The sequence below is a fragment of the Crinalium epipsammum PCC 9333 genome, assembly GCF_000317495.1.
Taxonomy (GTDB): domain Bacteria; phylum Cyanobacteriota; class Cyanobacteriia; order Cyanobacteriales; family PCC-9333; genus Crinalium; species Crinalium epipsammum.
The window spans coordinates 4,894,894-4,916,423 of the sequence record NC_019753.1 but is presented as its reverse complement, the minus strand read 5'-3'; the positions used below and the strand labels follow the sequence as shown (position 1 = coordinate 4,916,423).

Here is a 21,530-nt window from a genome sequence, read left to right as displayed (position 1 = left end):
TCGCCTGCAACATTGAACTAGGCTGTTAACTTCTCCAACTTACCCCCGGCAAGTTTTTACAATCATCCCCATATAAAATACGCTGTTTTCCGTCGGGATAACCATGTACACACCACCCATTCCGCTTTATCCAAGCATCGTATCCAAAAATTGTAGCAACGCTAGTTGCAGCAATTAATATTATTCCTCCTGCTGCTAAAGCAATGTACTGCCACCATTTAATTTTAGTTTCTTTCATATATTATTTTATTAATTACTGTAAATTTTATATCCAACAGTTTTTAATTATTACTAATAATAGATATTGAACCGATATTTTGTGCAACAGTAGTTATAAATATTTATTCAAAGTAAAGCCCGCGCAGGCGGGCTTGGTTAGTATAGCCCCAGGCTTGAGCCTGCGGGTTATCTTATGCAGCGTCGGGATTTAAATCAATCATCTCCCTAGTTGTATAAGTACCAATTGGAGTCCAAATTATATAAGGAAGTAGGAATAAAGCAGCAGATTGGGACATCGGCAAAACTGTTAATGCTAATATAATTCCTAAGATTAAACCTGTTGCTCCTAAAACTGTCCCAACTGTCAGGCTACGGAATCTTAAAGTAGCAGGGATGTAAGCAACAGTAACAATTTCTAATACTAAATACCATCCCATTAATAACCAAGTTTTTAAACTGCCTGGGTCTTGTTCCCAAATTATCAGTGCTGAAGCTGCACCGCTAAAGAAAACAATTGTCCAAATAAACGGAATCGCAGGTTCAAAAAATAGCCATTTAGGTCGCTCTAGGCGTTTACCCCATTTTAAATCTCGCGGTCTTAACAGCGCACTTCCTAAAGCTACTAAGAATGTTACGCCTCCAATTACCCAGCTTGAATCAAACATATATTTTATTTACCCTTTACTAAATAATAAACAGATGTTAAAAAGTTGATTGACATAATTAATCGTGTCAAATTTATGGCTGACCTAAATCAGCCTTAAGCATTAGAAATAAAATTTATAGTATGTTTGTTGGGTTAATTCTAATATTAGTCAGGACAGTTTTAAGCAAACAATTTTCGAGTACACAAATATCTGATGTACAAAACCTGCCCTTACCAACTCGTCACCCCAATATTAACCACCCAAAGATATATTAAAAGGACCTACGCCTAGAGAAGCTGAACGGGCGGCTTCTTGTAAAACTTCTGTTGTAGTAGGCAAGTGTACAAAGCGCACAGATTCCGGTGAACTAAATTCGATCTTTTCAGCTTCTTGGCTTTGTTCATTGCTCACCATCAATAATCTTAAAGAATAAGTATCGGTTTTGTTAAATGGGCGTAGAATGAAGTCAATCTCAGACTCAGGATTTTTACAGTTTACAGGCGTTAGTTGTTGTACTTGATGCTGGCGGTCTGGAGATTGTGCTTCGATGTATATAGCAGTGTTGCCAGCAGATAATGTGATGCCCATTTTAAATTCATCAAAATCGCGATCGCCTTGGTTAGATAATTGAATTTGAGCAATAGTTACCTCATCATATTCGTAGGAGCGATCGCCGTAAGCAATTTTTAGCTGGGTACGCAAACAAGATGCGTCTTGCAAATCTTCAAATTTCGGAAATACATCAACTCTACGACCGATGGGTTGTGTTCTATGTTGATATTTATAAAAAAAGTAATGAATAATAGCTCCAATTGCTCCACTGATTAGTAAACTTAAAACTATTATTAGGATTATGTACCATTTTAATTCAGGCATATTAGGTTGATTTAATGTAAGTAGTATTATTCGCGATCGCTATTCATAAATAAAGCCTGCGTGGGCGGACTTGATGTCTGGGTTAATTACTTTAACCCAAAACAAAAAGTAGAGACACGACATGGCGCATCTCTACTTTATGTACTCTATTAGACTAACTTATGAGGCTTTAGTTAGATTTTCTACTGGTGTTAGGGCATTTAACACCTGAGTAGTGTTAGATGCTTCTGATGACGTAGGCATCCACAAACTCCAAACGCGCTCGTCCATCATCGACTGAGCGAGTAAGCGACGATAAAGATCGCTTAATTGAATTGCTACACCTGTCCAGCTAAAATTTTGACGGACTCTAGCTGAGGCTTCGACTCTCAGTTTTCTCGCCCATAATTCATTGGTGAGAATACGATCAATTGCAGCAGCCCAAGCGTTAATATCTTGGGGTGGAACAAGTAAACCTGTTTCTTCTGGTACTACTGTAAACTTCAAGCCACCAACGTTAGAGGCAATTACAGGTGTACCACAAGCCATTGCTTCAATTGCTACCAGTCCAAATGGTTCGTAGTGGCTGGGAACTACACAAACATCTGCGGCTGCATAGTAGAGTGGCAATACATCGTGGCTGAGTTGACCTGGAAAGATGGTTTGATCTGCTAAATCTAATTCTTGTACTAATTGTTGTATACGTTCTTTTTCTTGTCCGTCTTCACGTTCTGGATCGCTACCACCAGCAATTACTAATTTGAGATTACCAGAAGTCTTGGCTTTAGATGCAGCGCAGGCACGAACCATTGTTTCAATACCTTTACGAGGATCAAAACGTCCGACGTAGAGAACTATTTGATCTGTAGGATTTAAGCCTAGTTTAATTCTTGCTTCTGTTTTAGAGATAATGTGGAATTTATCTATATCAGTTCCGCAGGGGATAACTTCAATGCGCCCTTGCTGAGATACTAACTGGCGGAGATATTCTTGCTCTTGAGGACTGGTAGCAACTACACAGTGAGCTTTTTCTAAAATTTGTTGCTCAATTTCTAGTCTAGTAGATGCGATCGCCGGAATTTTTTTAACGGAAGGATATTTAACTGCTCCTAATGAGTGATAAGTATGAACTAACTGAATATTATTTGAGGCTTGTAACTGTAAGCCCGCCCAAGCAGACAACCAGTAATTAGTATGAATTAATGGATAATTAGTGCCTTCTTTAGTCTGAAACTTCTGAAATGCTTCAACAAATTCAGGCATATACTGAAACAGTTCATCTCGCGGAATAAACTTTTCTGCCCCAGCAACTAAGCGAATTGTGCGACAGTGATCTGAATGCTGTACAATTGTGGGTTGATCTGGACTGGTTTTGCGGGTGAACATATCCACCTGCCAACCTAATTTTGCTAAAGCTTCACCAACTTGGCGCACATAGACATTTTGCCCGCCCGCTTCTTCTTTGCCGATGTCGGCGGCTGGATCTGCGTGATCTGATATTAGTGCGATCGCTTGTCTTTGTGGAATACCTGCACGGGTAGAAACTATAGGTGATTCTTTGGCTTTATTCGAGGAATTGTTGGCGGCTTTTTCAGCCATCGGCTGTCTATTTTGATTTAACATACCTTCACCTCATTTAAAACGTTGGAACGTTAACAAATTGGGACGTTGGAACGCTTACAAATTGGAACGTTAGAACGTTATATTTAAAGATCCATTTTTCCTTTGAAACCCGAAACAGTTGAAATACTGGAAAGTTAACAGTTGTAACAATCTGATTCAGTATAATTACCTAAACTTTCCAAATTTCAAGTGTTTTAACGGGACTGGAATCTAAAACGTTTGGATGTTCAAACCTGGAAACGTTGCAGTTGAGTGGCAAATTATTCAAGAATTATGAGAGTAAGCTACTCAAGTTATGACGGCTAGATGCGTGACCGTTTTGCTTGAAGCGTTCTGCCAAGATTTGCCGATAAACCGCTTCATAACCTTCAGTCATCTTTTCTACACTGAAGTTTTTAATCACATGATCTCGGCAAGCTTTACGGCTTAATTCAGTGACTTTACCAACGGCTGCTACTGCTTCTTCAACATTATGAATTAAGAAGCCTGTTTCACCGTCAGCAATAACTTCTTGAGTAGACCCCATTTCGATAGCGATCACAGGCGTACCTGTGACCATAGACTCAATCATAACTAACCCAAACGGTTCGCGCCAGGTAATCGGGAATAAAGTGGCTACAGCACCCCCTAAAAGGGCATTCTTTTGCTGATGATTGGCTTCGCCTAAATATTGAATTTGTTCGCCATCAATATGCGGTTTAATTTCCTGTTCGTAATATTCCACATCGACGACATCAATTTTGCCTGCTATTTTTAAAGGCAAACCTGAGCGTTTAGCAATTTCTATTGCTAAATGTGTGCCTTTTTCTGGGGAAAGACGACCTAGAAAAGCTAAGTATGGTGGATCTTGTGGTTTTGGGTAAAACTCGTAAGTGCTGGTGTCTATGCCGTTATAAACTGTGGCAACGCAGTTGAGGTTAAGTCTAGGTTCGCGTTGCGAGTTGGAGATACTTACATAGGGCTGACTACGAGCATAGCTAAACATTTTCTCGTTGTCAGGGGTAAAAATACCATGCAGGGTGTGGACAGTAGGTGTTTTGACAAACTTGGAATATGGTAATGCCGCGCAACCCATGTGGGAATGAATGATATCAAATTCGTGAGCCCGTTCATAAGCTTTGCTAAGGTGCAGAGCTTCGTAAATTGAATATTCTTTAACCGCAGGGTCTAGACGTAGTGCTTGAGGGTGAACAGACTCTAATTTAGCAAGGCTGATGGAATCACCAGATGCAAATAATGTCACCTCATGTCCACGTCTCACTAATTGATCGCAAAGTAGACCAACAACGAGTTCAACACCGCCATAAGCTGGGGGTGGTACTCGTTCCCATAATGGTGCAATTTGAGCAATCCGCATAACTCATTCCTCCTTAAAAGGATCTATGGTAAAAGTGTTTCTAAAAGAATCAGCTATTTGTTTGTAGATCGTGCTACTTGGCTATACCGATTGTTTAGTAACAGCACTTGAGTTGAAATTAAAGCAAAACTTCGTAATATTGCAATTTCAAGGGTTTACGGATATCTGGGCTTGATTATTTAAAAAGCTTTCATTTCTTCAAACAGAAAAAGCAGATTTATTTTGCGCTCATGTCAAAGGTAATTAGATTAATCACACGGCTGAAACTCTTACTAAAGGGATATTGTTTTATTTGATATCTACGTGCAAATCTAATTATTAGAATGTTAAAATTGATACATTATTACAATATTAAGTTTGCACGGTTCACAGGTTCGGCAACCCGTACTAAAGAGGGGAATGTCCGACCTAATTAGTGTTATTTAAACTACCGTTATCATGTAGTTAGGTTATTTATGACTGAAGGTAGATGTGCTTTTTCGATGAAAACTATAAACTTTTGAGATTGAGTAATTTTAGATAATTTTATTGAAAGATTTGTGGCATTTATCTTTGGGATTTGGGAACCTTTTCAAGTTACAAGAAAATTTGGGTTCCCTCGTCTTTGTGGTGGAAAATGTCGTTTAGTGGTCATTGGTGATTGATAAAGCTCTCGCTCTATATGTACTGAACCGCTTCCTAGTCTGAGGAGGCGGATTTTGTATGATTAACTTACGTTTCAATGCTAAGGATGATGGAGTGGCAGAGAGTATTACCGCTCTTACGTTACAGATTGATTCATTTGTCGTATCACTTATGCCAGACATGAACATCCGTTGTGAACAACCATCTGACTACAGTGCGATCGCACAAGTCAATATTCAGGCATTTCAGCAGGAAAATGAAGCTCGTTTGATAGACAAGATTCGCAATTCTGAGCGTTATATCCCAGAGTTGTCTTTGGTTGCAGAGGTCGATGAAGTTGTAGTTGGGTATATCCTGTTTAGTTATATAGATTTGGTGGGAAACCAACACTTTCAGGTACTTGGTTTAGCGCCGCTTGCAGTGCTACCGAAATTTCAACGACAAGGAATTGGTAGCGCGTTGGTAGAAGCTGGGTTAGCTAAGGCAGAAGAAATGGGATGTGCGATCGCGATCGTTTTAGGATATCCCGAATTTTACGGTCGCTTTGGCTTTGAGCCATCAATTCATTATGGAATTGAGTCTCCCTTTCCAGTACCAAAAAATGCTTTCATGGTTAAACCACTTAAGGACTATCACAGGAAATATCGGGGAAAGGTAGTTTACCCGTTAGCTTTCCGAGGAGTATAAATCATGCTTGAAAACCGTAAATTAGATACCTTTTCCCTAGCTGCGTTACTGGTATCTGCACATTACGGCTTAGGTTTTCTATTGGGAACTGCTGAACAATCGCTGACTTTGGGTTATGCAGGTAGCCTTTATCCTGTCTGTCTTGGTTTAGGCACGATCGCACTATTATTTTTAGCTAAGTTTTATTGGATCAAAATAGATCAAATCTGGACTTTATTGGGTAACAGCTATGGCAAGGAAGTAAAAATTGGTGTGGGGTTGATGTCATGGGCATCGCTAATTGGAATTGAAGCTGTACAGATGATTTCTGGAGCTTTTATTCTGAAAGTTTTAGGGATGCCAGTGCTACCAAGTACGATCGCTTTGGCTGCTTTGTTTACAATTATTTCCTTACTGCCAGTTGAGAAAGCGGGTTTTTTATTTCGCGGGTTGTTGGTTGTAAATTTTTTAGCTTTGGTTTATGGGTTGTGGGTACTGCATGGGTTGCCTGAGTATGTGCGATCGCCTTTGGAATTTCTTCCCTCTTTGCAACAAGTAAGTCCAGCAAATATTATCGGTATCTCTTTATCAACAATATTGCTAGTGCTGATCGATATGAAGTATCAGCAGTTTATTGTCCAAGCAAAAGATATTCGTAGTCTGTATCAAGGTTGTATATTAGCTGCAATTATACTGATATTGTTGGCATTTATACCCTCATCGGTAGTGATCGCTGCTCAGAATGCTGGAATTTTACCTGATGGAATTAATGGTAAAGAAACTTTGCCTTTTATCCTCTCTTGGATTGGTGGGGGAAGCAATAAACCTTTAGGAATTATGCTAATTATGTCTTTATTGGTTCCCGTGCTGGGTGTTGGTAGCAGCATTTTACGGGTGCAGACAAAGACGATTTTAGATTTTAATATATTACCTTTTTCTCAAAGCAGTCGGGTTTTTATCACTATATTCAATGTAGTTTTGAGCATAGCGATCGCTTCTCAAGGGGGCGATTTAGTAAATTTAATTGTGGCTTTTTATGCTGCTTATGTAGCGGCTGTATTTGTGCCATTTTTATCATTCATTTTTAAAGAAAAAGGATATTATTGTTTTTCTAAGTTAAGCGTAAAATTTTCTTTATGGGCAGGTGTTATATCAGCCTTGGGAGTATTAGGTTTAACTATTATCACCCCAAGTTACAGAGGTTTTGGGAATGGGGAATTGAATATTATGATTGTTGGGATTGTCTTTAGTTTTATAGGTTTGTTGTTGGGCGAACTTGTTGACAAATATTTTGATATTTTCCCAACTCGTGAAATTTAAATAAATGCAAAAATTTTGGTATAATAAGATTTTTTATTAAAGACTAATAAAGTCATTTTTCTATGCGATCGCATCCAAGTATCTTCTGCTCTATTGCTTTATCGTTACTGCTAATACCTGCTATTAAAACTCAAGCAGCAGTTGTTTCCACTCCCCAAAACGTACTTGATCCTCACCATCCCGCCGATGTTGCTAAAACTTTAACAGATTTAGGGAAAATGGCAGCTACAGGAAATGCTGCTCTTTCCTTACAATTGTTTAATCGGGCTGTGAAGATAGCGCAAACTATCGAAGATACATCTTCTAAAATTGACGTTTTGTCTACTATTGCCCTCAAGTTAGCTCAATCTGGACAAACTCAGAAGTCAAAAGAGCTATTTGAGCAAGTTGTGCAGCTAACTAAGCGCAGGAATAAAGACTCTTTATATGAACAAGATCCGGCATTACGCAATGTCGTGATTAAACTTGCACAAGCAGGATTTACTCAGCGAGCTTTACAATTAACTAAAACAATTTCTGCTAAATATTATCAAGCTGAAGCTCTTAATGCGATCGCGCCTATTTTAGCAGCAAAAGGACAAGTAGAGCCAGCTAAGAAAATTCTCTTAGAAGCTCTACAAAAAGCCAGAGGTATTACCGGAGATTATGCTTATGAATCTAATGGTAGTTGTAGTAACTATAAGTTTGAGGTGATGTCTAAAATAGCTACCAATTTAAGCTCATTTGCACAGTTTGAGCGAGCATTACAGTTGGCTAAAAGTATTGAAAATTGTAGCTCTGCTAGCGGTGAAAGTACACAAGACTATCAAACCTGGGCATTTCTCGGAATTTTGGCAAATTCAGCAAATCTAGCTCAAGTCAAGCAAACTTGGACAACTGCTCAAACAGTAAAAGATGCTGAAGTTTGGTCAAAAATAGCGGTGAAATTGGTGGAACTGGGTGAGACAAATTTAGCTTTATCAGCAGCTTCAAAGATTTCAAAGGAAATTTCTTCAGTAACTAAAATTGATTCTGGATCTGCCTTACGAAATTTTGGACTGAAAGAAACTGCACTGAGCAATATTGCGATCAAATTGGCTGAAGTTGGGAAATTTGAACCAGCTTTACAGGTGGTGGATAAAATTTATGAAATGACAGAGGAAGAGCAAAAAGAAAACGAAAATTTGATAGGTAGGGGAAGACTTAGTACTAAAATGTTAACTTTAGTTGAAGTCAGCCGCCAATTAGCCAAAGCAAAGCAAGTTGATCAAGGATTAAAGATAGCTAATAGTATTGGGAATGAGTCAGGAAAAGCTCTAGGAATAATTGCGATCGCCCAAGAGTTACAAAAAATGGGGCAAGGATTACAAGCTCAGAAATTTCTTGACCAAAATTTGCGTTTACCTGAAATGCCACAGGATAATGATTCCCAGGCTAATCAGTTAATTATTGATATTGCAGGAGCTTTAGTACCAGCCGGACAAGTTGAAAAAGCTTTGCAAATTGCCCAGTCTTTTAAAGATGACAGTAATAAACAACAGGCATTAACTAACATTTCTACTCAGCTAGTAGAAATTGGACAAGTTGATCGAGCTTTGCAAATTGCCAAAACTTTAACTTTCCCTGGTTATAAGGATCAAGTTTTTAATGCAATAGCATCCAAATTTATAGAACTGAGACAACCTGATCGAGCTTTGCAGGTGGCACAACTTCTTGAAGATGATTCCAAAACGAATATGTTAGCTAATATTGCTGAGTCTTTTGCTAAACTAAAACAAACTCAAAAAGCATTGCAGGTTGCTGAAACTCTTACCAATAAAGAACTTAAAGCAAATGCGATCGCCAACATCGCAGCCAACATACCGAAATAATTATAGCGATCGCCAAGGCGGTGATGACAAATCTTAATTAACATCTGCGATCGGCTGCGTCCATCTGCTCACATCTGCGATAAAAAATAAAATTTAGGACTTACTTCTAGATCCCCCTAAATCCCCCTTAAAAAGGGGGACTTTGAGCTTCCCCCCTTTTTAAGGGGGGATCTTTAGCTCCTTTTATTGATATTCACCACACTGCTGAATTAATTTAGCTACTAAACCAGTCCAACCCGTTTGATGAGAAGCACCGATTCCACTGCCGCGATCGCCATTAAAATATTCGTAAAATAAAATCAAATCACTCCAATCAGGATGGTTTTGAAACATTTCTGCATTATTATAAACTGGTCGCTTTCCTGACGCATCTTTAAGAAAAATTGCAATTTGTCGGCGAGATAATTCCGTCGAAACGTCCCAAAGATTGAGCATTTTGCCGGAATTGGTGGGACACTCAATTTTAAAATTGTCACCCAGATAAAAATGGAACTTTTGCAGGGACTCGATAATTAAATAATTCACTGGGAACCAAATTGGACCGCGCCAGTTAGAATTGCCACCAAACATTGCGGTGCTAGATTCGCCTGGTTCGTAATCTACGCGGTATTCCTGACCGTCAATGTTTAATATATAAGGATGTTCAGCATGATAGCGGGAAATAGCCCGAATTCCATACTCGCTCAAAAACTCGCTTTCATCCAACATTTTTTGCAAAATTCGGCGGAGTTTGTCACTATTTACAATTGATAGCAACCGTTTTTCTCCTACGCCTGGAGTTTCCATGCAGGCGACATTTTGCTTTAATTCTGGGCGATTACGAATAAACCACTCTAAGCGTCGTTTAAAATTAGGAAGTTTTGAAAGAGTTTCGGGTTCGATAGTAGTGATAGCAAATAAAGGTATTAGTCCTACCATTGAGCGTACTTTGACACGCAGTTGATTTCTACTAGAACAATGTAGTACGTCATAGAAGAAACCATCTGTTTCATCCCAGAGTTCAGTTTGGTCACTACCTAGATGATTGATAGCATCAGCAATATAAAGAAAATGCTCGAAAAATTTGCTGGCAATATCTTCATAAACTGGCAATTCAATTGCTAATTCTAGGGCAATTGCTAACAGGTTAAGGCAATACATCCCCATCCAACTTGTACCGTCAGCTTGAGAAATTTGTCCACCTCCAGGCAGAGGGGCGCTACGGTCAAAAACGCCAATATTATCTAAGCCTAAAAATCCGCCTTGAAAGACGTTTTTGCCGTCAACATCTTTGCGATTTACCCACCAAGTAAAATTAAGTAGTAGTTTTTGAAATACTCGTTCTAAAAATTTGCGATCGCAACGACCGTACATTTTTTTCTCAATCTGGTAAACTCGCATTGCTGCCCAAGCGTGAACAGGCGGATTAACATCGCTTAAAGCCCACTCATAAGCCGGAATTTGACCGTTTGGGTGCATATACCATTCGCGAGTTAATCTATCTAGTTGTTGTTTGGCAAAGTCTGGATCGATCATTGCCAAGGGAACTAGATGAAAAGCTAAATCCCAAGCTGCATACCAAGGATATTCCCACTTGTCGGGCATGGATATAATATCTTCATTAAACAAGTGTTGCCAGTCTATGTTTCTCCCCTGTTTACGTTCAGAAGGTGGCACTGGTTTAGCTAAATCACCATTAATCCATTCTTGGACAACATAGTAGTAAAACTGTTTACTCCATAACATTCCCGCAAATGCTTGTCGCTGGATGTTGCGCTCGTCTTCTGAAATTTCAAAGGGACAAATTCGGTTGTAAAATTCGTCAGCTTCTGTTATACGTTGTGCAAAAATTTGGTCAAATTCTAATCCAAAAGGTTGAATAAATTCGGATGTATCACACAGTCTCAGCTTAACAACTTTCGTTTCACCTGCATTAATTAAAAGTTGGTAATGAGGAGCAGCTTTTGTACCAATTTTATCGGGATTTACGGCTGACTTTTGGTTGTGAATTAGGTAGTTATTAATGCCATCTTTAACGTAATGTGAGGAATTAGCAACATCAAACAAGCGTTCATTGTTGGTTTCATTTTCTGTAAATAGTAATTCTGGTGTGCCGTGACAATAAAGCGATCGCTTTCCTAAAATGGGATGGTCAGCTTCTACAATACTTAATTTTTCATCACTATGAGTTAATTGCAAAGTTGGTTTTTGCTCATCATGGTTCCATGACCAAGTATTGCGAAACCACAAAGTAGGCAATAAATGTATAGGTTTTGCTTCTGAACCTTTATTAGTAATACTAATGCGAATCAGAATATCTTCTGGTGCAGCCTTGGCATACTCAACAACAACATCAAAATAGCGATTTTGCTCAAACACCCCTGTATCAAGTAACTCGTACTCTGGGGCATGGCGATCGCGCTCTTTATTTTCTGCTACTAATTCTGTATAAGGAAAAGCTGTTTGAGGATATTTATACAGATACTTCATGTAGCTGTGAGTTGGGGTGTTGTCTAGATAGAAGTAATATTCTTTAACATCTTCCCCATGATTTCCTTCTTTACCTGTTAAGCCAAATAGTCGCTCTTTGAGGATACTATCTTGTTCATTCCAGAGTGCGATCGCAAAACAAAGTCGCTGATGGTTATCAGAAATTCCAGCTATCCCATCTTCGCCCCAACGATAGGCACGAGAACGAGCTTGATCGTGAGTAAAATATTCCCAAGCATCACCAGTGGCGCTGTAGTCTTCTCGTACAGTTCCCCACTGTCGTTCACTCAAATATGAACCCCAGCGTTTCCAGTAAGCTTTATGTTCACGATCTTCTGCTATTCTCGTTTCTTCTGTGGTCATAAAAGACTCTGTAACTCAGTAATACTAATTCGATTAGACCTCGTAGCTTTAGTCAAATTTTAGATAATTAACCACAGATGCACACAGATAAACACAGATGGGCTAACTGATTTTTGCTCATTAGTCCATTGTTTTAAAATTTTATACTTTTTCCTTTCGTGGTTGTATAATACCGATCTTGTTTAATTTATCTTCTATTTCCCGCAGCAGTTCAAAGTCTTCTTCGGGCAAGGTATTAGTTACAGTACGGTAGGAGCTATTAATCAGAAAATGTTGCTTTTCCAGAAAGGTGAATGCCTGTCTAAATTGCTGGGAATTAGCATTAATTGGTGAGTCGAAATGACAAGGAATAATCCTATGAAAATTCCAACTTGCTACTCGATCAGCCCATGTTATAGTTTCTTTGGGCGCTCTGTTGAGAATGAGTGTCTGCAATATTGGTGCAACAAACAAGCGTCCACCTCCTCGCAGTGCCTCAAATGATTGCTGCCAGTTATCTTTCCATTTAAAGGGATATAACCCAAAATATGCCTGTTTTGATCTTTCTGACACTTTGAAAGCATCCAGAAATGCTTTTCCGAGTGGAATTGTTTCTAACACGCTTGGTCGGAAGTAAAACGCAAACAAAGAAATACGCTGCCATCCCTTACGGCGGTTTTCCTGAGTGTCTTCGATAATATCGAAGGCGTTATCTTTAGCGTGGAATAGTAAGGGGTAAGGGTCAAGTTGAACAATTTCTGGCGGTTCTTCAGGTATAGAAATAACTGCATCTGTTACGAGTAGTGTATGCGATCGCTTGTGAAAAAACGCCACTTCTCCAAATGGTCTTCCTCCCAAATCAATATCTAGCACTGCGTAGTCAAATTCATCAGCAAAGGGTACTTTGCTACTGTCAGCAGGCAGAATATTAGTACGTTTTCTTGGAAATCCTAGCCAACTGAGGGGAAGATTTAACGGAAAACTCCACTGCTTAGGAACTATAAATATCTGAGAATTAGGAAAGTATCTCGCAAAGGGGACTACAAATACTTTATGTTCTAAACCTGAAACGGTGGGTAAAATAATATACTTGACTTCACCGTGTTTTGCTACTAACTCCTTGACTAACCGGATACATTCTGGGGTGGGTGCAACTGGTGCATATACAAGCAAACCACCTTCAGAAAGTTTAACCACAGTCATGCGAATTGGCACAACCACGTAAATGATGCCTTGCGTCTGGTCAAATGTCCAGATTGTGTCTTTTACAATTTCTGTGCGAATTGTCCGCCGTCTGTTGTAGGGGTAAAGTGGCACAAGCGCCCAAAAACGCCATGACCAATCTTTAGGATTATTTTTAGTTAAAGTCTCTTGCATAAGTCAAATTTTGGAGAATTAACCACAGATGTAGGCGTAGCCTTCCCGCAGGGTAAGACAGATAAAATAACTGATGTTTGTACTTTTACTTGTACTAAAACAGTAGCTACAAGGGTAATAAATGTGTTTAACCCAATTTTATTAAATTGCAGATATTTAGTTACAAAAATTTATAACTAGGGCAATGATGATCGATAAACTGCTTAAACAACAATTTACTGGCACTAAGCGAAAATACAAATTAATTCTGATAGTGCTGTTAGCATCTATTATCACCCTTGTACTGACCAGTGAACCTGCTTTGGCGCAAAAAGCGGTTAACACTCAAGGTTTTAACCCGCAAGCAATTTTGCGTAACGCCTTAGAATGGATTGATAGTTTGGGGGCGATAGGTGCGATCGCATTCATCGCTATCTATATTATCGCTACTGTCGCGTTCTTCCCAGGCTCAATTTTAACTTTAGGCGCTGGCGTAGTTTTTGGCGTAGTTTTAGGTTCACTATACGTCTTTATCGGTGCAATAATTGGAGCAATTGCGGCTTTTTTAGTAGGACGTTATTTAGCAAGAAATTGGGTAGCTAAGAAAATAGCAGCTAATCAAAAATTTCAGGCAATAGATCGTGCTGTTACTAAAGAAGGATTAAAAATTGTTTTACTAACCCGCTTATCTCCGATATTTCCGTTTAATTTATTAAACTACGCTTTTGGGATTACCGGAGTATCTATTAAAGATTATGTAATTGGATCTTTGGGGATGATACCAGGCACAATTATGTATGTTTACCTTGGTTCTTTAGCAGGTAATTTGGCATTAATTGGCACAGATTCTCAACCTACTAACCTTACTCTGCAATGGCTCATTCGGATAATTGGATTCATCGCCACAGTAGTTGTAACAATTTATGTTTCTCGGATAGCGAAGAAAGCTTTAGAACAGGATGTTTTATAAGAAAAGCGGATTTACTCAAGTTATTGGATTTTAGTACTTAAATATATATTTTGTCATAAGTGTTAAACAACACTCCTTGGGCGAAATCAAATTTATTTTATTTATAGCAATCGCCGAGGCGCTTAGGGCAAATCTTTTGAGCCAAACCTATACATAGCAAACGAAAGTAAAAAGCTAATTGCTAAAAGCTAACTGCTATATATACTTAACGAGTTTTTTACTTTTAGTCGCTAAGATATATCATTTGTTGATCTAAAAATATTTAATATTTAAACAGTTCGATAAGATACAAAATTTATAAAAATACTCACCTATATTGAGATTTTTAGGCAAAAATTTATGTCTATGCGAAGTAGTGCAGAAATCAAGGCAGAAATTGAAGATAAATTAGGATTTTTCCCTCCTTTTTTTGAGCCAGCCTTGCCAAACTCACAAGTCTTGGAAAACCTATGGCAACAGACTTTGATGGCTTATATTACTAATCCATTACCAGTTTTATTTAAAGAAAGTCTTTCTGCATACCTCTCAAGGTACTGTAGCCTTCCTTACTGCATCATCTGTCACAGTTGTTCCTTATATTCTCTAGGTGTGGAAGCACGCTCTGTATTAGAGCTAATATTAGCTCCCCCCATAAACAAAGAGGAAATTGACAGATACTTCAGTGTACTTGCTGCCCATCCTGAACAGCTAACAAATTTAGCAGACTTAAAAGCAGAACTCACAGAAAGCCTACTTTACTGTTCAGTATTTATAGCCACAGGAAAAGACGATTCAGGATACTACCATAATGAAATGCGACACCTGTTGGGAGTCGTGAATTATCAACACTTAATCACATTTATTACTTACGTCAAAACCTGCCACGTTTGGGTTGAAGCCCATCGCGAGATTGCTTATCAACTGGATAAGAGAGTAAAGGATAATTTCGGGAACTTAATTAAAGAAGTACCTGATTTAGACGAGTTCTTCCACAACTATCAACAGAGAATCAAAGGTGAACGGCAAAACTTTTTAGAAAAATCAGTCGAAATTGCTGAATTTAAGGAACGTGAAGCATTACTTCAGGCTACAAAATTAGATGCAGAAAATCAAGAACTAGAATTTAAAGTTCAAGAGCGTACAGCAGAATTAAACAAAAGTAACCAACGGTTAAATGAAGAGAGTCTTGAACTTCTAAAAGCACTCCATAAGCTAGAGGTAAAGGAAAAACAATTAGTTATGATTGTTGAAAAAATTCAAGAAGGCATTACATTGAGTGATATCAATGGAAATTTTGAAGTATTTAATACCAAAATGTCAGACATTACAGGTTATTCCAAAGATGAAGCTAACAATAGTAATTTTTTAAGTGTTCTCTATCCTTCGGAGGATGACCAGAAGCAAGTAATTCATCAAATTAATGAAGTACTTGCAAAAGGTGAAACCAATGATGTAGAAACAATTATCACGTCAAAATCTGGAGATAAAAAAAGTATAGCAGCCAATACTTTATTATTTCATTACAAAGATCGAGATATGTTTCTAACTACTTATCAGGACATTACTCAACGCCAAAAAATAGAAAAAAATATTCAGTTATCTTTAGCTAAAGAAAAAGAACTTAATGAACTCAAAGCTAGTTTTATTGCAATGATATCCCATGATTTGCGTAACCCTATGACTACGATATTTATTGCTACGGAAATTTTAGAAGTAATTTGTAGTAAATCTACAGAAACAAAGGCGAATAAATATATTGAGCAAATAAAAAAAGCTATTCAACGAATGGTTGAATTAATAGACGATGTGCTGCTAATCAGTAAAGCGTCTGATAGAAAATTAGTGTGTAATCCTGTATCTATAGATCTAACAAATTTATGTTCTGACTTAACAAAAGAAGAAAAATTCGCAAGAGGAAGAGATGATGCTATTAGCTTTACAAATCATAGTCAATACACTAACGTTTTTGTAGATCCCAGCTTGCTATTGCCTATTTTCAGAAATTTGCTGGGCAATGCTATTAAATATTCCCCTCAAGGGGATACTATTCAATTTGAAGTAGATTGTCAAAATAATGAAGCTATTTTTAAAATTGAAGATCACGGCATTGGCATTCCAGCAAAAGATCTTAATAAACTATTCACCTCATTTCACCGATCTACGAATGTAGGTAATATTCCTGGCACAGGACTGGGACTATCAATTGTTAAAAACTGTGTGGACTTACATGGTGGTCAGATTGAAGTTGAAAGTGAAGTTGGAGTCGGTACAAAGTTTATAGTTAGGATTCCATTAAATTATCAAGGAGCAGTAGATGAAAATTGAGCAGATTAATAAGGTTAGCGTCTATATGCAATTTGAACTTGTTTAGATCACAAAATAATGGAACTAACTCAAAACTGAGCTAATTCCGCCGTCGGTTGATCTAAGTTGAGCCTCCGGCTAAAAACCCCTTTGGGTATCCATATTTATCAGGGACAAAAAATGAGTTTATTTGTCGCAATTAATGAATGGACAATCAGGAGTAGCAATGGTACAAGCTGCCAAGACAGCAGCACCAGTAATTCCTGTCACGACTACGGCTGCTAAAGCAGCAACAGATAATCTTTTCATCTGAGTTATTTTTGTCATTTCTTTAACCTGTGAATAAAAAAACAAAAAGTTTTTTTAGAGAACTATTACAATCTACACTCTCCCCTATACTGGAGAGTCAAGTTAAAGTTATGACAAATTGTAAAGATTTTTAATACGGAGTACGAATAATGTCTAATTCAGACTTCCAGACCGTCTCAGTTCTGCCAGTGGATGAGTATAATCAGAAATTGGTTTCCTATGTACATCCACCAAACTGGGTTAATCCTGAACCTGCTGAGTGTTACAACTTAGTTGTAATTGGCGGTGGTACTGCTGGATTAGTTGTAGCAGCAGGTGCAGCAGGTTTAGGTTTAGGTTTGAAAGTCGCCTTGATTGAAAAGCATTTGATGGGTGGCGATTGTTTGAACGTTGGTTGCGTTCCTTCTAAGTCTATTATTCGCTCCGCGCGTGTTGTTGGTGAAATCTGGGAAGCAAAACGTTTTGGTATTAATGTTAATCGTGAACAGGTGCAAGTTGATTTTGCCTCTGTGATGGAACGAATGCGGAGAATTAGGGCAAATATTAGTCCTCACGATTCTGCACAGAGATTTCAAGATATTGGGGTTGATGTTTTTTTGGGTAGTGGTCGTTTTGTTAGTGGTAATACAATTGAAGTAGGCGACCAAAAGCTGAAGTTTAAAAAAGCTGTAATTGCAACAGGAGCAAGAGCAGCGCAACCGTCAATTCAGGGAATTGAACAAGCAGGTTATCTGACTAATGAAACGGTATTTTCCCTCACAGAACGTCCTCAACGTCTAGCTGTAATTGGTGGTGGGGCTATTGGTTGCGAATTAGCTCAAACTTTCCGCCGTTTTGGGTGTGAGGTAGTTCTATTTCATAGAGGTTCCCATCTTCTCAATAAAGAAGATGCTGACGCGGCAGAAATTATTCAAAATGTGTTTATCCACGAAGGCATCAATTTAGTATTAAATTCCAAAATTACATCTGTAGAAAAAACGGCTACAGGAAAAACAATTTACTTTAGCCGGAATAATAATACTGAAGAATCTATAACAGTAGATGAAATTTTAGTTGGTACGGGTAGAAGTCCCAATGTTGAAAAATTGAATTTAGAAGCGGTTGGGGTAGAGTATGATCGCATTCATGGGGTGAAGGTGAATGATTATCTGCAAACAACCAACCCCAATATTTATGCTGCTGGCGATATCTGCATGAATTGGAAATTTACCCATGCTGCTGATGCTGCTGCGCGAATTGTAATTAAAAATACTTTATTTTCTCCTTTTGGTTTGGGACGAGCTAAATTAAGTGATTTGGTGATGCCTTGGGTAACGTATACTGATCCTGAGATTGCTCATGTGGGGATGTATGGACATGAAGCTAAGGAAAAAGGGATTAATGTCGATACTATTACAATTCCTTTTAGTAGTGTAGATCGTGCGATCGCAGATGGTGAAGAGGTAGGCTTTGTAAAAATCCATCATCAACAAGGCTCAGATCAAATCTTAGGTGCAACTATTGTCGCCCGTCATGCAGGTGAGATGATTTCAGAAGTAACGACAACAATTGTCGGTAAAGTAGGTTTAAATAAACTTTCTGGCGTAATTCATCCTTATCCAACTCAAGCAGAAGGAATTAAAAAAGCCGCAGATAGTTATCGTCGCACGTTGCTCACGCCTACATCTAAAAAATTTTTAGGATTGCTAACTAAAATTTCTTAGCTTACATTAATAATAACTTATGCAAGACTGGGAAGAAATCATCAAAGGCTCTTATGCCAAAGACTTAGAAGAAAGAAAAACTTGGTATTCTTCTGCGGCAGATGCCTACAATAAAGCAAGACCACGTTATCCTCAAGAATTGATTGCTCGTGTTGTAGAGTTAGCGCAACTTCCATCAAAAGCAGCTATTCTTGAGATTGGGTGTGGACCTGGAAATGCCACTGTAGGATTTGCTCAATTAGGTTTTAAAATAGTTTGTATTGAGCCAAACCAAGAATTTTGTCACTTAGCACAACAAAACTGTGCATCCTATCCCAATGTAGAGATTAAAAATACTGCGTTTGAAGATTGCAACCTAGAAAATGAGAAATTTAATGCAGTTTTAGCAGCTACTTCAATTCATTGGATTTCACCTGATGTTGTATATCCCAAATCTGCCGATATTTTACAAGATAATGGTTGTTTAATATTGTTGTGGAACATGACACCTCAAGCTCATTATGAGGTTTACCAAGACTTAAAGGAAGTCTATCAAATTCATGCTCCGTCTTTTGTGCGATATGAAGATAGGAAGACGCAGGAAGAAATACTCAAAGGTTTAGGAGAAATAGTTATTAATTCAGGTAGGTTTAAAGATTTAGTTTCTGAGCATATAGCCTGTGAAGTAACTTATCACATTGATAATTACTTGCTGCTTTTAAACAGTCTATCGCCTTACTTAGCATTAGACGAAAAAACTAGAAATTATTTATTTGAAGGTTTGAGAGAAAAGATAGAAAATAATTATGGAGGTAGTATTCAGCTTTCATACCTCTGCGCTTTTCAAATTGCTAAAAAATTAAGATAGCAACGGACAGGAATCTTAGGACAGCGATCAACATTAGTGAACATCTGCGTAATCTGCGTCCATCTGCTCACATCTGCGATAAAAAAAACATTCTAATCTAAAGATAATCAATCTGATGTAATTACTTGTAATCTATCACCATCTGTAATTTATTTAATACTTCTGTAGAAGTGTATGGCTTTGACAAAAATATTTTTACACAAGCACTATTAATTTCAGTTATTGTTTCATTAGAAGCTAGACCACTAACAGCAATAATTTTAACTTCTGGATTAATTTCTTCAAGTAGCCTGATAGCTGCTGAAGCATCCAAATAAGGCATCATCATATCTAGTACTACTACTTTAATTTCTGACTGATATTGCCTATATAATAGAATTGCTTCCGCACCATCTGCTGCTGTTATTACCCTATAACCATTAATTTCTAATACAGTTTTAGTAATATTGCGAATTGGTTCTTCATCTTCAGCCACTAAAATTAGTTGTCCCCGTCCTTTCTTTAATAAATTAGTTGAATCTAAAGATTGTTGAATTTCGATAATTTCGCTACTTGGTAAATAGACTCTAAATTCTGTTCCCTTACCTACTTCGCTATAAACATTAATAAAACCACCATGACTTTTAACAATGCCAACAACTGTTGACAGACCTAAGCCTGTACCTTTTCCTAATTCTTTAGTGGTAAAAAATGGTTCAAATATTCTTTCTAAGATATTGCGATCAATTCCTATTCCCGTATCGGATACAGAAATTAATATATATTCTCCTATTTTAGAATCAATATTGATTCGTGCGTAATGTTCGTCAATATAAATATTATTAGCCTCAATTTTTAAAATTCCTCCTTGAGGCATGGCATCCCTAGCATTAACTACTAAGTTAAGTAGCACTTGATGCAGTTGCGTGGCATCCCCTAAGACTGTTTTTAAATCTCGATTAATATTGGTATTAACGCAAATTGATTTAGGAAAAGTTTCAGAAGCAAGTTGTTTAATTTCTTGAATCAAATGACTGACTTGAAGAGTTGTTCTTTCTCCTGATATTCCTTTAGTAAAAGATAATACTTGTTTAATTAAATCTGCCCCACGATTAACATTGTTTTCTAATATTTGCAACCACTGTTGACTTTGCTCATCATGCAGTTTGGTTTCTAGCAGTTGCACAGCCATTAAAACAGGTGTAAGTACGTTGTTTAAATCGTGAGCAATTCCTCCAGCTAGTACACCAAGACTTTCCATGCGTTGAGCGCGGAGAAATTGCGATTCTAGTTGTTTCTTTTCTGTAATATCCGTATTTACAACAAGAATTGATTTAAGTTGCCCGTTAGAATCTAGCACTTTTGTCCAACGGCTGGTTACAATTAAATTCTTGCCATCCTTTGTAACTTGATTCAATTCTCCCAGCCATTCACCAGTATATGTGAGATTTTCTAATGGCTCTTGAATTTCTGGTGATATTTCTTTATATAAAAGTTCTAAAACATTTTTTCCAATAGCTTCCTCTGCTTCCCATCCATATAATCTTTCAGCGCCTTTGTTCCAAAACACAATATTGTTTGACAAATCTTGCACGAAGATAGCATCAGTGGCAATATCTAGCAAAGCTGCTTGTTCGCTAATTTTTTGTTGTGCTTGTTGGCGTTGTTTAATTTCTTCTTCCAAACGCACATTTTGCTCAATTAATTTTTTGGTGAGATTTTGTAAACGCAGGTGAATGTTAATTCTCGCTAAAACTTCTTCATGTTCTAGAGGTTTAGTAATGTAATCTACTGCACCCAGATTTAATCCTTTAACCTTATCTACATTATCCGCTAAGGCGGTCATAAAAATTATGGGGATATCTTGAGTTACTTGGTTAGCTTTTAAGCGACGGCAAGTTTCAAACCCATCTATTCCTGGCATGATTATATCTAACAGAATTAAGTCTGGAGGGGCATATTCTGCCATCTCAATAGCACTTTCACCATCTTCAGATACTACAACTTTGTAGCCATGATTTTCTAAAAAATCCAGTAATATTTCTAAATTCGTAGGAGTATCATCAATAATTAAGATAATACCTTTGTCAGTAGAATTAACCCTCATTTAT

Annotated in this window: 16 protein-coding genes; 7 read left to right on the top strand and 9 right to left on the bottom strand. The window is 37.7% G+C overall.

All coding sequences use genetic code 11. From position 1 onward, the window contains the following. Positions 1-25: 25 nt before the first annotated feature. The 5 genes from CRI9333_RS21290 to CRI9333_RS21270 all read right to left on the bottom strand — a co-directional run bounded on the left by CRI9333_RS21290 (position 26) and on the right by CRI9333_RS21270 (position 4,701). Positions 26-238, bottom strand: coding sequence for a hypothetical protein (locus tag CRI9333_RS21290; protein WP_015205227.1), 213 nt, complete (start codon positions 236-238; stop codon positions 26-28). 172 nt (positions 239-410) lie between these two features. Then, on the bottom strand, positions 411-884 hold the full coding sequence (locus CRI9333_RS21285; RefSeq protein WP_015205226.1) for a TspO/MBR family protein: 474 nt from the start codon (positions 882-884) through the stop codon (positions 411-413). Between the two features lie 234 nt (positions 885-1,118). Further along, entirely contained in the window at positions 1,119-1,742 is a 624-nt protein-coding gene (locus CRI9333_RS21280) for a hypothetical protein (RefSeq protein WP_015205225.1), read from the bottom strand. A gap of 159 nt (positions 1,743-1,901) precedes the next feature. Then, entirely contained in the window at positions 1,902-3,344 is a 1,443-nt protein-coding gene (locus CRI9333_RS21275) for a glycosyltransferase family 4 protein (RefSeq protein WP_015205224.1), read from the bottom strand. Between the two features lie 271 nt (positions 3,345-3,615). Beyond that, positions 3,616-4,701 carry a glycosyltransferase family 4 protein gene (locus CRI9333_RS21270; protein ID WP_015205223.1) on the bottom strand — a complete coding sequence of 362 codons (1,086 nt, stop codon included), beginning with the start codon at positions 4,699-4,701 and terminating at the stop codon, positions 3,616-3,618. An 804-nt stretch (positions 4,702-5,505) separates the two neighbouring features. On the opposite strand from CRI9333_RS21270, the gene CRI9333_RS21265 reads away from it, so the two are divergent. The 3 genes from CRI9333_RS21265 to CRI9333_RS21255 all read left to right on the top strand — a co-directional run bounded on the left by CRI9333_RS21265 (position 5,506) and on the right by CRI9333_RS21255 (position 9,161). Further along, positions 5,506-6,012 (top strand): GNAT family N-acetyltransferase, encoded by a 507-nt coding sequence (locus CRI9333_RS21265; RefSeq protein ID WP_041226890.1) that lies wholly within the window; start codon positions 5,506-5,508, stop codon positions 6,010-6,012. Between the two features lie 3 nt (positions 6,013-6,015). Next, positions 6,016-7,311: a hypothetical protein gene (locus CRI9333_RS21260; protein ID WP_015205221.1), complete on the top strand. Its 1,296-nt coding sequence runs from the start codon at positions 6,016-6,018 to the stop codon at positions 7,309-7,311. 62 nt (positions 7,312-7,373) lie between these two features. Beyond that, on the top strand, positions 7,374-9,161 hold the full coding sequence (locus tag CRI9333_RS21255; RefSeq protein ID WP_015205220.1) for a tetratricopeptide repeat protein: 1,788 nt from the start codon (positions 7,374-7,376) through the stop codon (positions 9,159-9,161). 183 nt (positions 9,162-9,344) lie between these two features. Here CRI9333_RS21255 and CRI9333_RS21250 read toward each other — a convergent pair whose 3' ends face one another. After that, positions 9,345-11,993 carry an MGH1-like glycoside hydrolase domain-containing protein gene (locus tag CRI9333_RS21250; RefSeq protein WP_015205219.1) on the bottom strand — a complete coding sequence of 883 codons (2,649 nt, stop codon included), beginning with the start codon at positions 11,991-11,993 and terminating at the stop codon, positions 9,345-9,347. A gap of 141 nt (positions 11,994-12,134) precedes the next feature. Beyond that, a complete protein-coding gene (locus CRI9333_RS21245; RefSeq protein ID WP_015205218.1) occupies positions 12,135-13,349 on the bottom strand; it encodes a DUF4336 domain-containing protein in 1,215 nt (404 codons plus the stop codon). A gap of 187 nt (positions 13,350-13,536) precedes the next feature. On the opposite strand from CRI9333_RS21245, the gene CRI9333_RS21240 reads away from it, so the two are divergent. Beyond that, positions 13,537-14,298, top strand: a complete 762-nt coding sequence (locus tag CRI9333_RS21240) for a TVP38/TMEM64 family protein (RefSeq protein WP_015205217.1) — start codon at positions 13,537-13,539, stop codon at positions 14,296-14,298. A gap of 339 nt (positions 14,299-14,637) precedes the next feature. Further along, positions 14,638-16,602: a sensor histidine kinase gene (locus CRI9333_RS25200; RefSeq protein ID WP_015205216.1), complete on the top strand. Its 1,965-nt coding sequence runs from the start codon at positions 14,638-14,640 to the stop codon at positions 16,600-16,602. A gap of 165 nt (positions 16,603-16,767) precedes the next feature. Here the strand turns inward: CRI9333_RS25200 and CRI9333_RS25945 are convergent, their stop codons facing one another. After that, positions 16,768-16,908: a hypothetical protein gene (locus tag CRI9333_RS25945; RefSeq protein ID WP_015205215.1), complete on the bottom strand. Its 141-nt coding sequence runs from the start codon at positions 16,906-16,908 to the stop codon at positions 16,768-16,770. A 131-nt stretch (positions 16,909-17,039) separates the two neighbouring features. On the opposite strand from CRI9333_RS25945, the gene CRI9333_RS21230 reads away from it, so the two are divergent. Next, complete coding sequence (locus CRI9333_RS21230; RefSeq protein ID WP_015205214.1) at positions 17,040-18,593, top strand: mercuric reductase; 1,554 nt, start codon at positions 17,040-17,042, stop codon at positions 18,591-18,593. Between the two features lie 19 nt (positions 18,594-18,612). Then, a complete protein-coding gene (locus CRI9333_RS21225) occupies positions 18,613-19,440 on the top strand; it encodes a class I SAM-dependent methyltransferase (protein WP_015205213.1) in 828 nt (275 codons plus the stop codon). A 121-nt stretch (positions 19,441-19,561) separates the two neighbouring features. Here CRI9333_RS21225 and CRI9333_RS21220 read toward each other — a convergent pair whose 3' ends face one another. Further along, the gene (locus tag CRI9333_RS21220) at positions 19,562-21,526 is read right to left on the bottom strand and encodes an ATP-binding response regulator (RefSeq protein WP_015205212.1); all 1,965 of its coding nucleotides are present in this window, start codon (positions 21,524-21,526) and stop codon (positions 19,562-19,564) included. Between the last annotated feature and the right edge of the window lie 4 nt (positions 21,527-21,530).

Excerpts from the sequence above, each read along its gene's own strand:
- CRI9333_RS21255 (WP_015205220.1), top strand. The coding sequence starts at position 7,374 with ATGCGATCGCATCCAAGTATCTTCTGCTCTATTGCTTTATCGTTACTG.
- CRI9333_RS21265 (WP_041226890.1), top strand. The coding sequence starts at position 5,506 with ATGAACATCCGTTGTGAACAACCATCTGACTACAGTGCGATCGCACAA.
- CRI9333_RS21230 (WP_015205214.1), top strand. The coding sequence starts at position 17,040 with ATGTCTAATTCAGACTTCCAGACCGTCTCAGTTCTGCCAGTGGATGAG.
- CRI9333_RS21285 (WP_015205226.1), bottom strand. The coding sequence starts at position 884 with ATGTTTGATTCAAGCTGGGTAATTGGAGGCGTAACATTCTTAGTAGCT.
- CRI9333_RS21220 (WP_015205212.1), bottom strand. The coding sequence starts at position 21,526 with ATGAGGGTTAATTCTACTGACAAAGGTATTATCTTAATTATTGATGAT.
- CRI9333_RS25945 (WP_015205215.1), bottom strand. The coding sequence starts at position 16,908 with ATGACAAAAATAACTCAGATGAAAAGATTATCTGTTGCTGCTTTAGCA.
- CRI9333_RS21275 (WP_015205224.1), bottom strand. The coding sequence starts at position 3,344 with ATGTTAAATCAAAATAGACAGCCGATGGCTGAAAAAGCCGCCAACAAT.
- CRI9333_RS21245 (WP_015205218.1), bottom strand. The coding sequence starts at position 13,349 with ATGCAAGAGACTTTAACTAAAAATAATCCTAAAGATTGGTCATGGCGT.
- CRI9333_RS21280 (WP_015205225.1), bottom strand. The coding sequence starts at position 1,742 with ATGCCTGAATTAAAATGGTACATAATCCTAATAATAGTTTTAAGTTTA.
- CRI9333_RS21290 (WP_015205227.1), bottom strand. The coding sequence starts at position 238 with ATGAAAGAAACTAAAATTAAATGGTGGCAGTACATTGCTTTAGCAGCA.
- CRI9333_RS21260 (WP_015205221.1), top strand. The coding sequence starts at position 6,016 with ATGCTTGAAAACCGTAAATTAGATACCTTTTCCCTAGCTGCGTTACTG.
- CRI9333_RS21240 (WP_015205217.1), top strand. The coding sequence starts at position 13,537 with ATGATCGATAAACTGCTTAAACAACAATTTACTGGCACTAAGCGAAAA.
- CRI9333_RS21270 (WP_015205223.1), bottom strand. The coding sequence starts at position 4,701 with ATGCGGATTGCTCAAATTGCACCATTATGGGAACGAGTACCACCCCCA.
- CRI9333_RS21225 (WP_015205213.1), top strand. The coding sequence starts at position 18,613 with ATGCAAGACTGGGAAGAAATCATCAAAGGCTCTTATGCCAAAGACTTA.
- CRI9333_RS21250 (WP_015205219.1), bottom strand. The coding sequence starts at position 11,993 with ATGACCACAGAAGAAACGAGAATAGCAGAAGATCGTGAACATAAAGCT.
- CRI9333_RS25200 (WP_015205216.1), top strand. The coding sequence starts at position 14,638 with ATGTCTATGCGAAGTAGTGCAGAAATCAAGGCAGAAATTGAAGATAAA.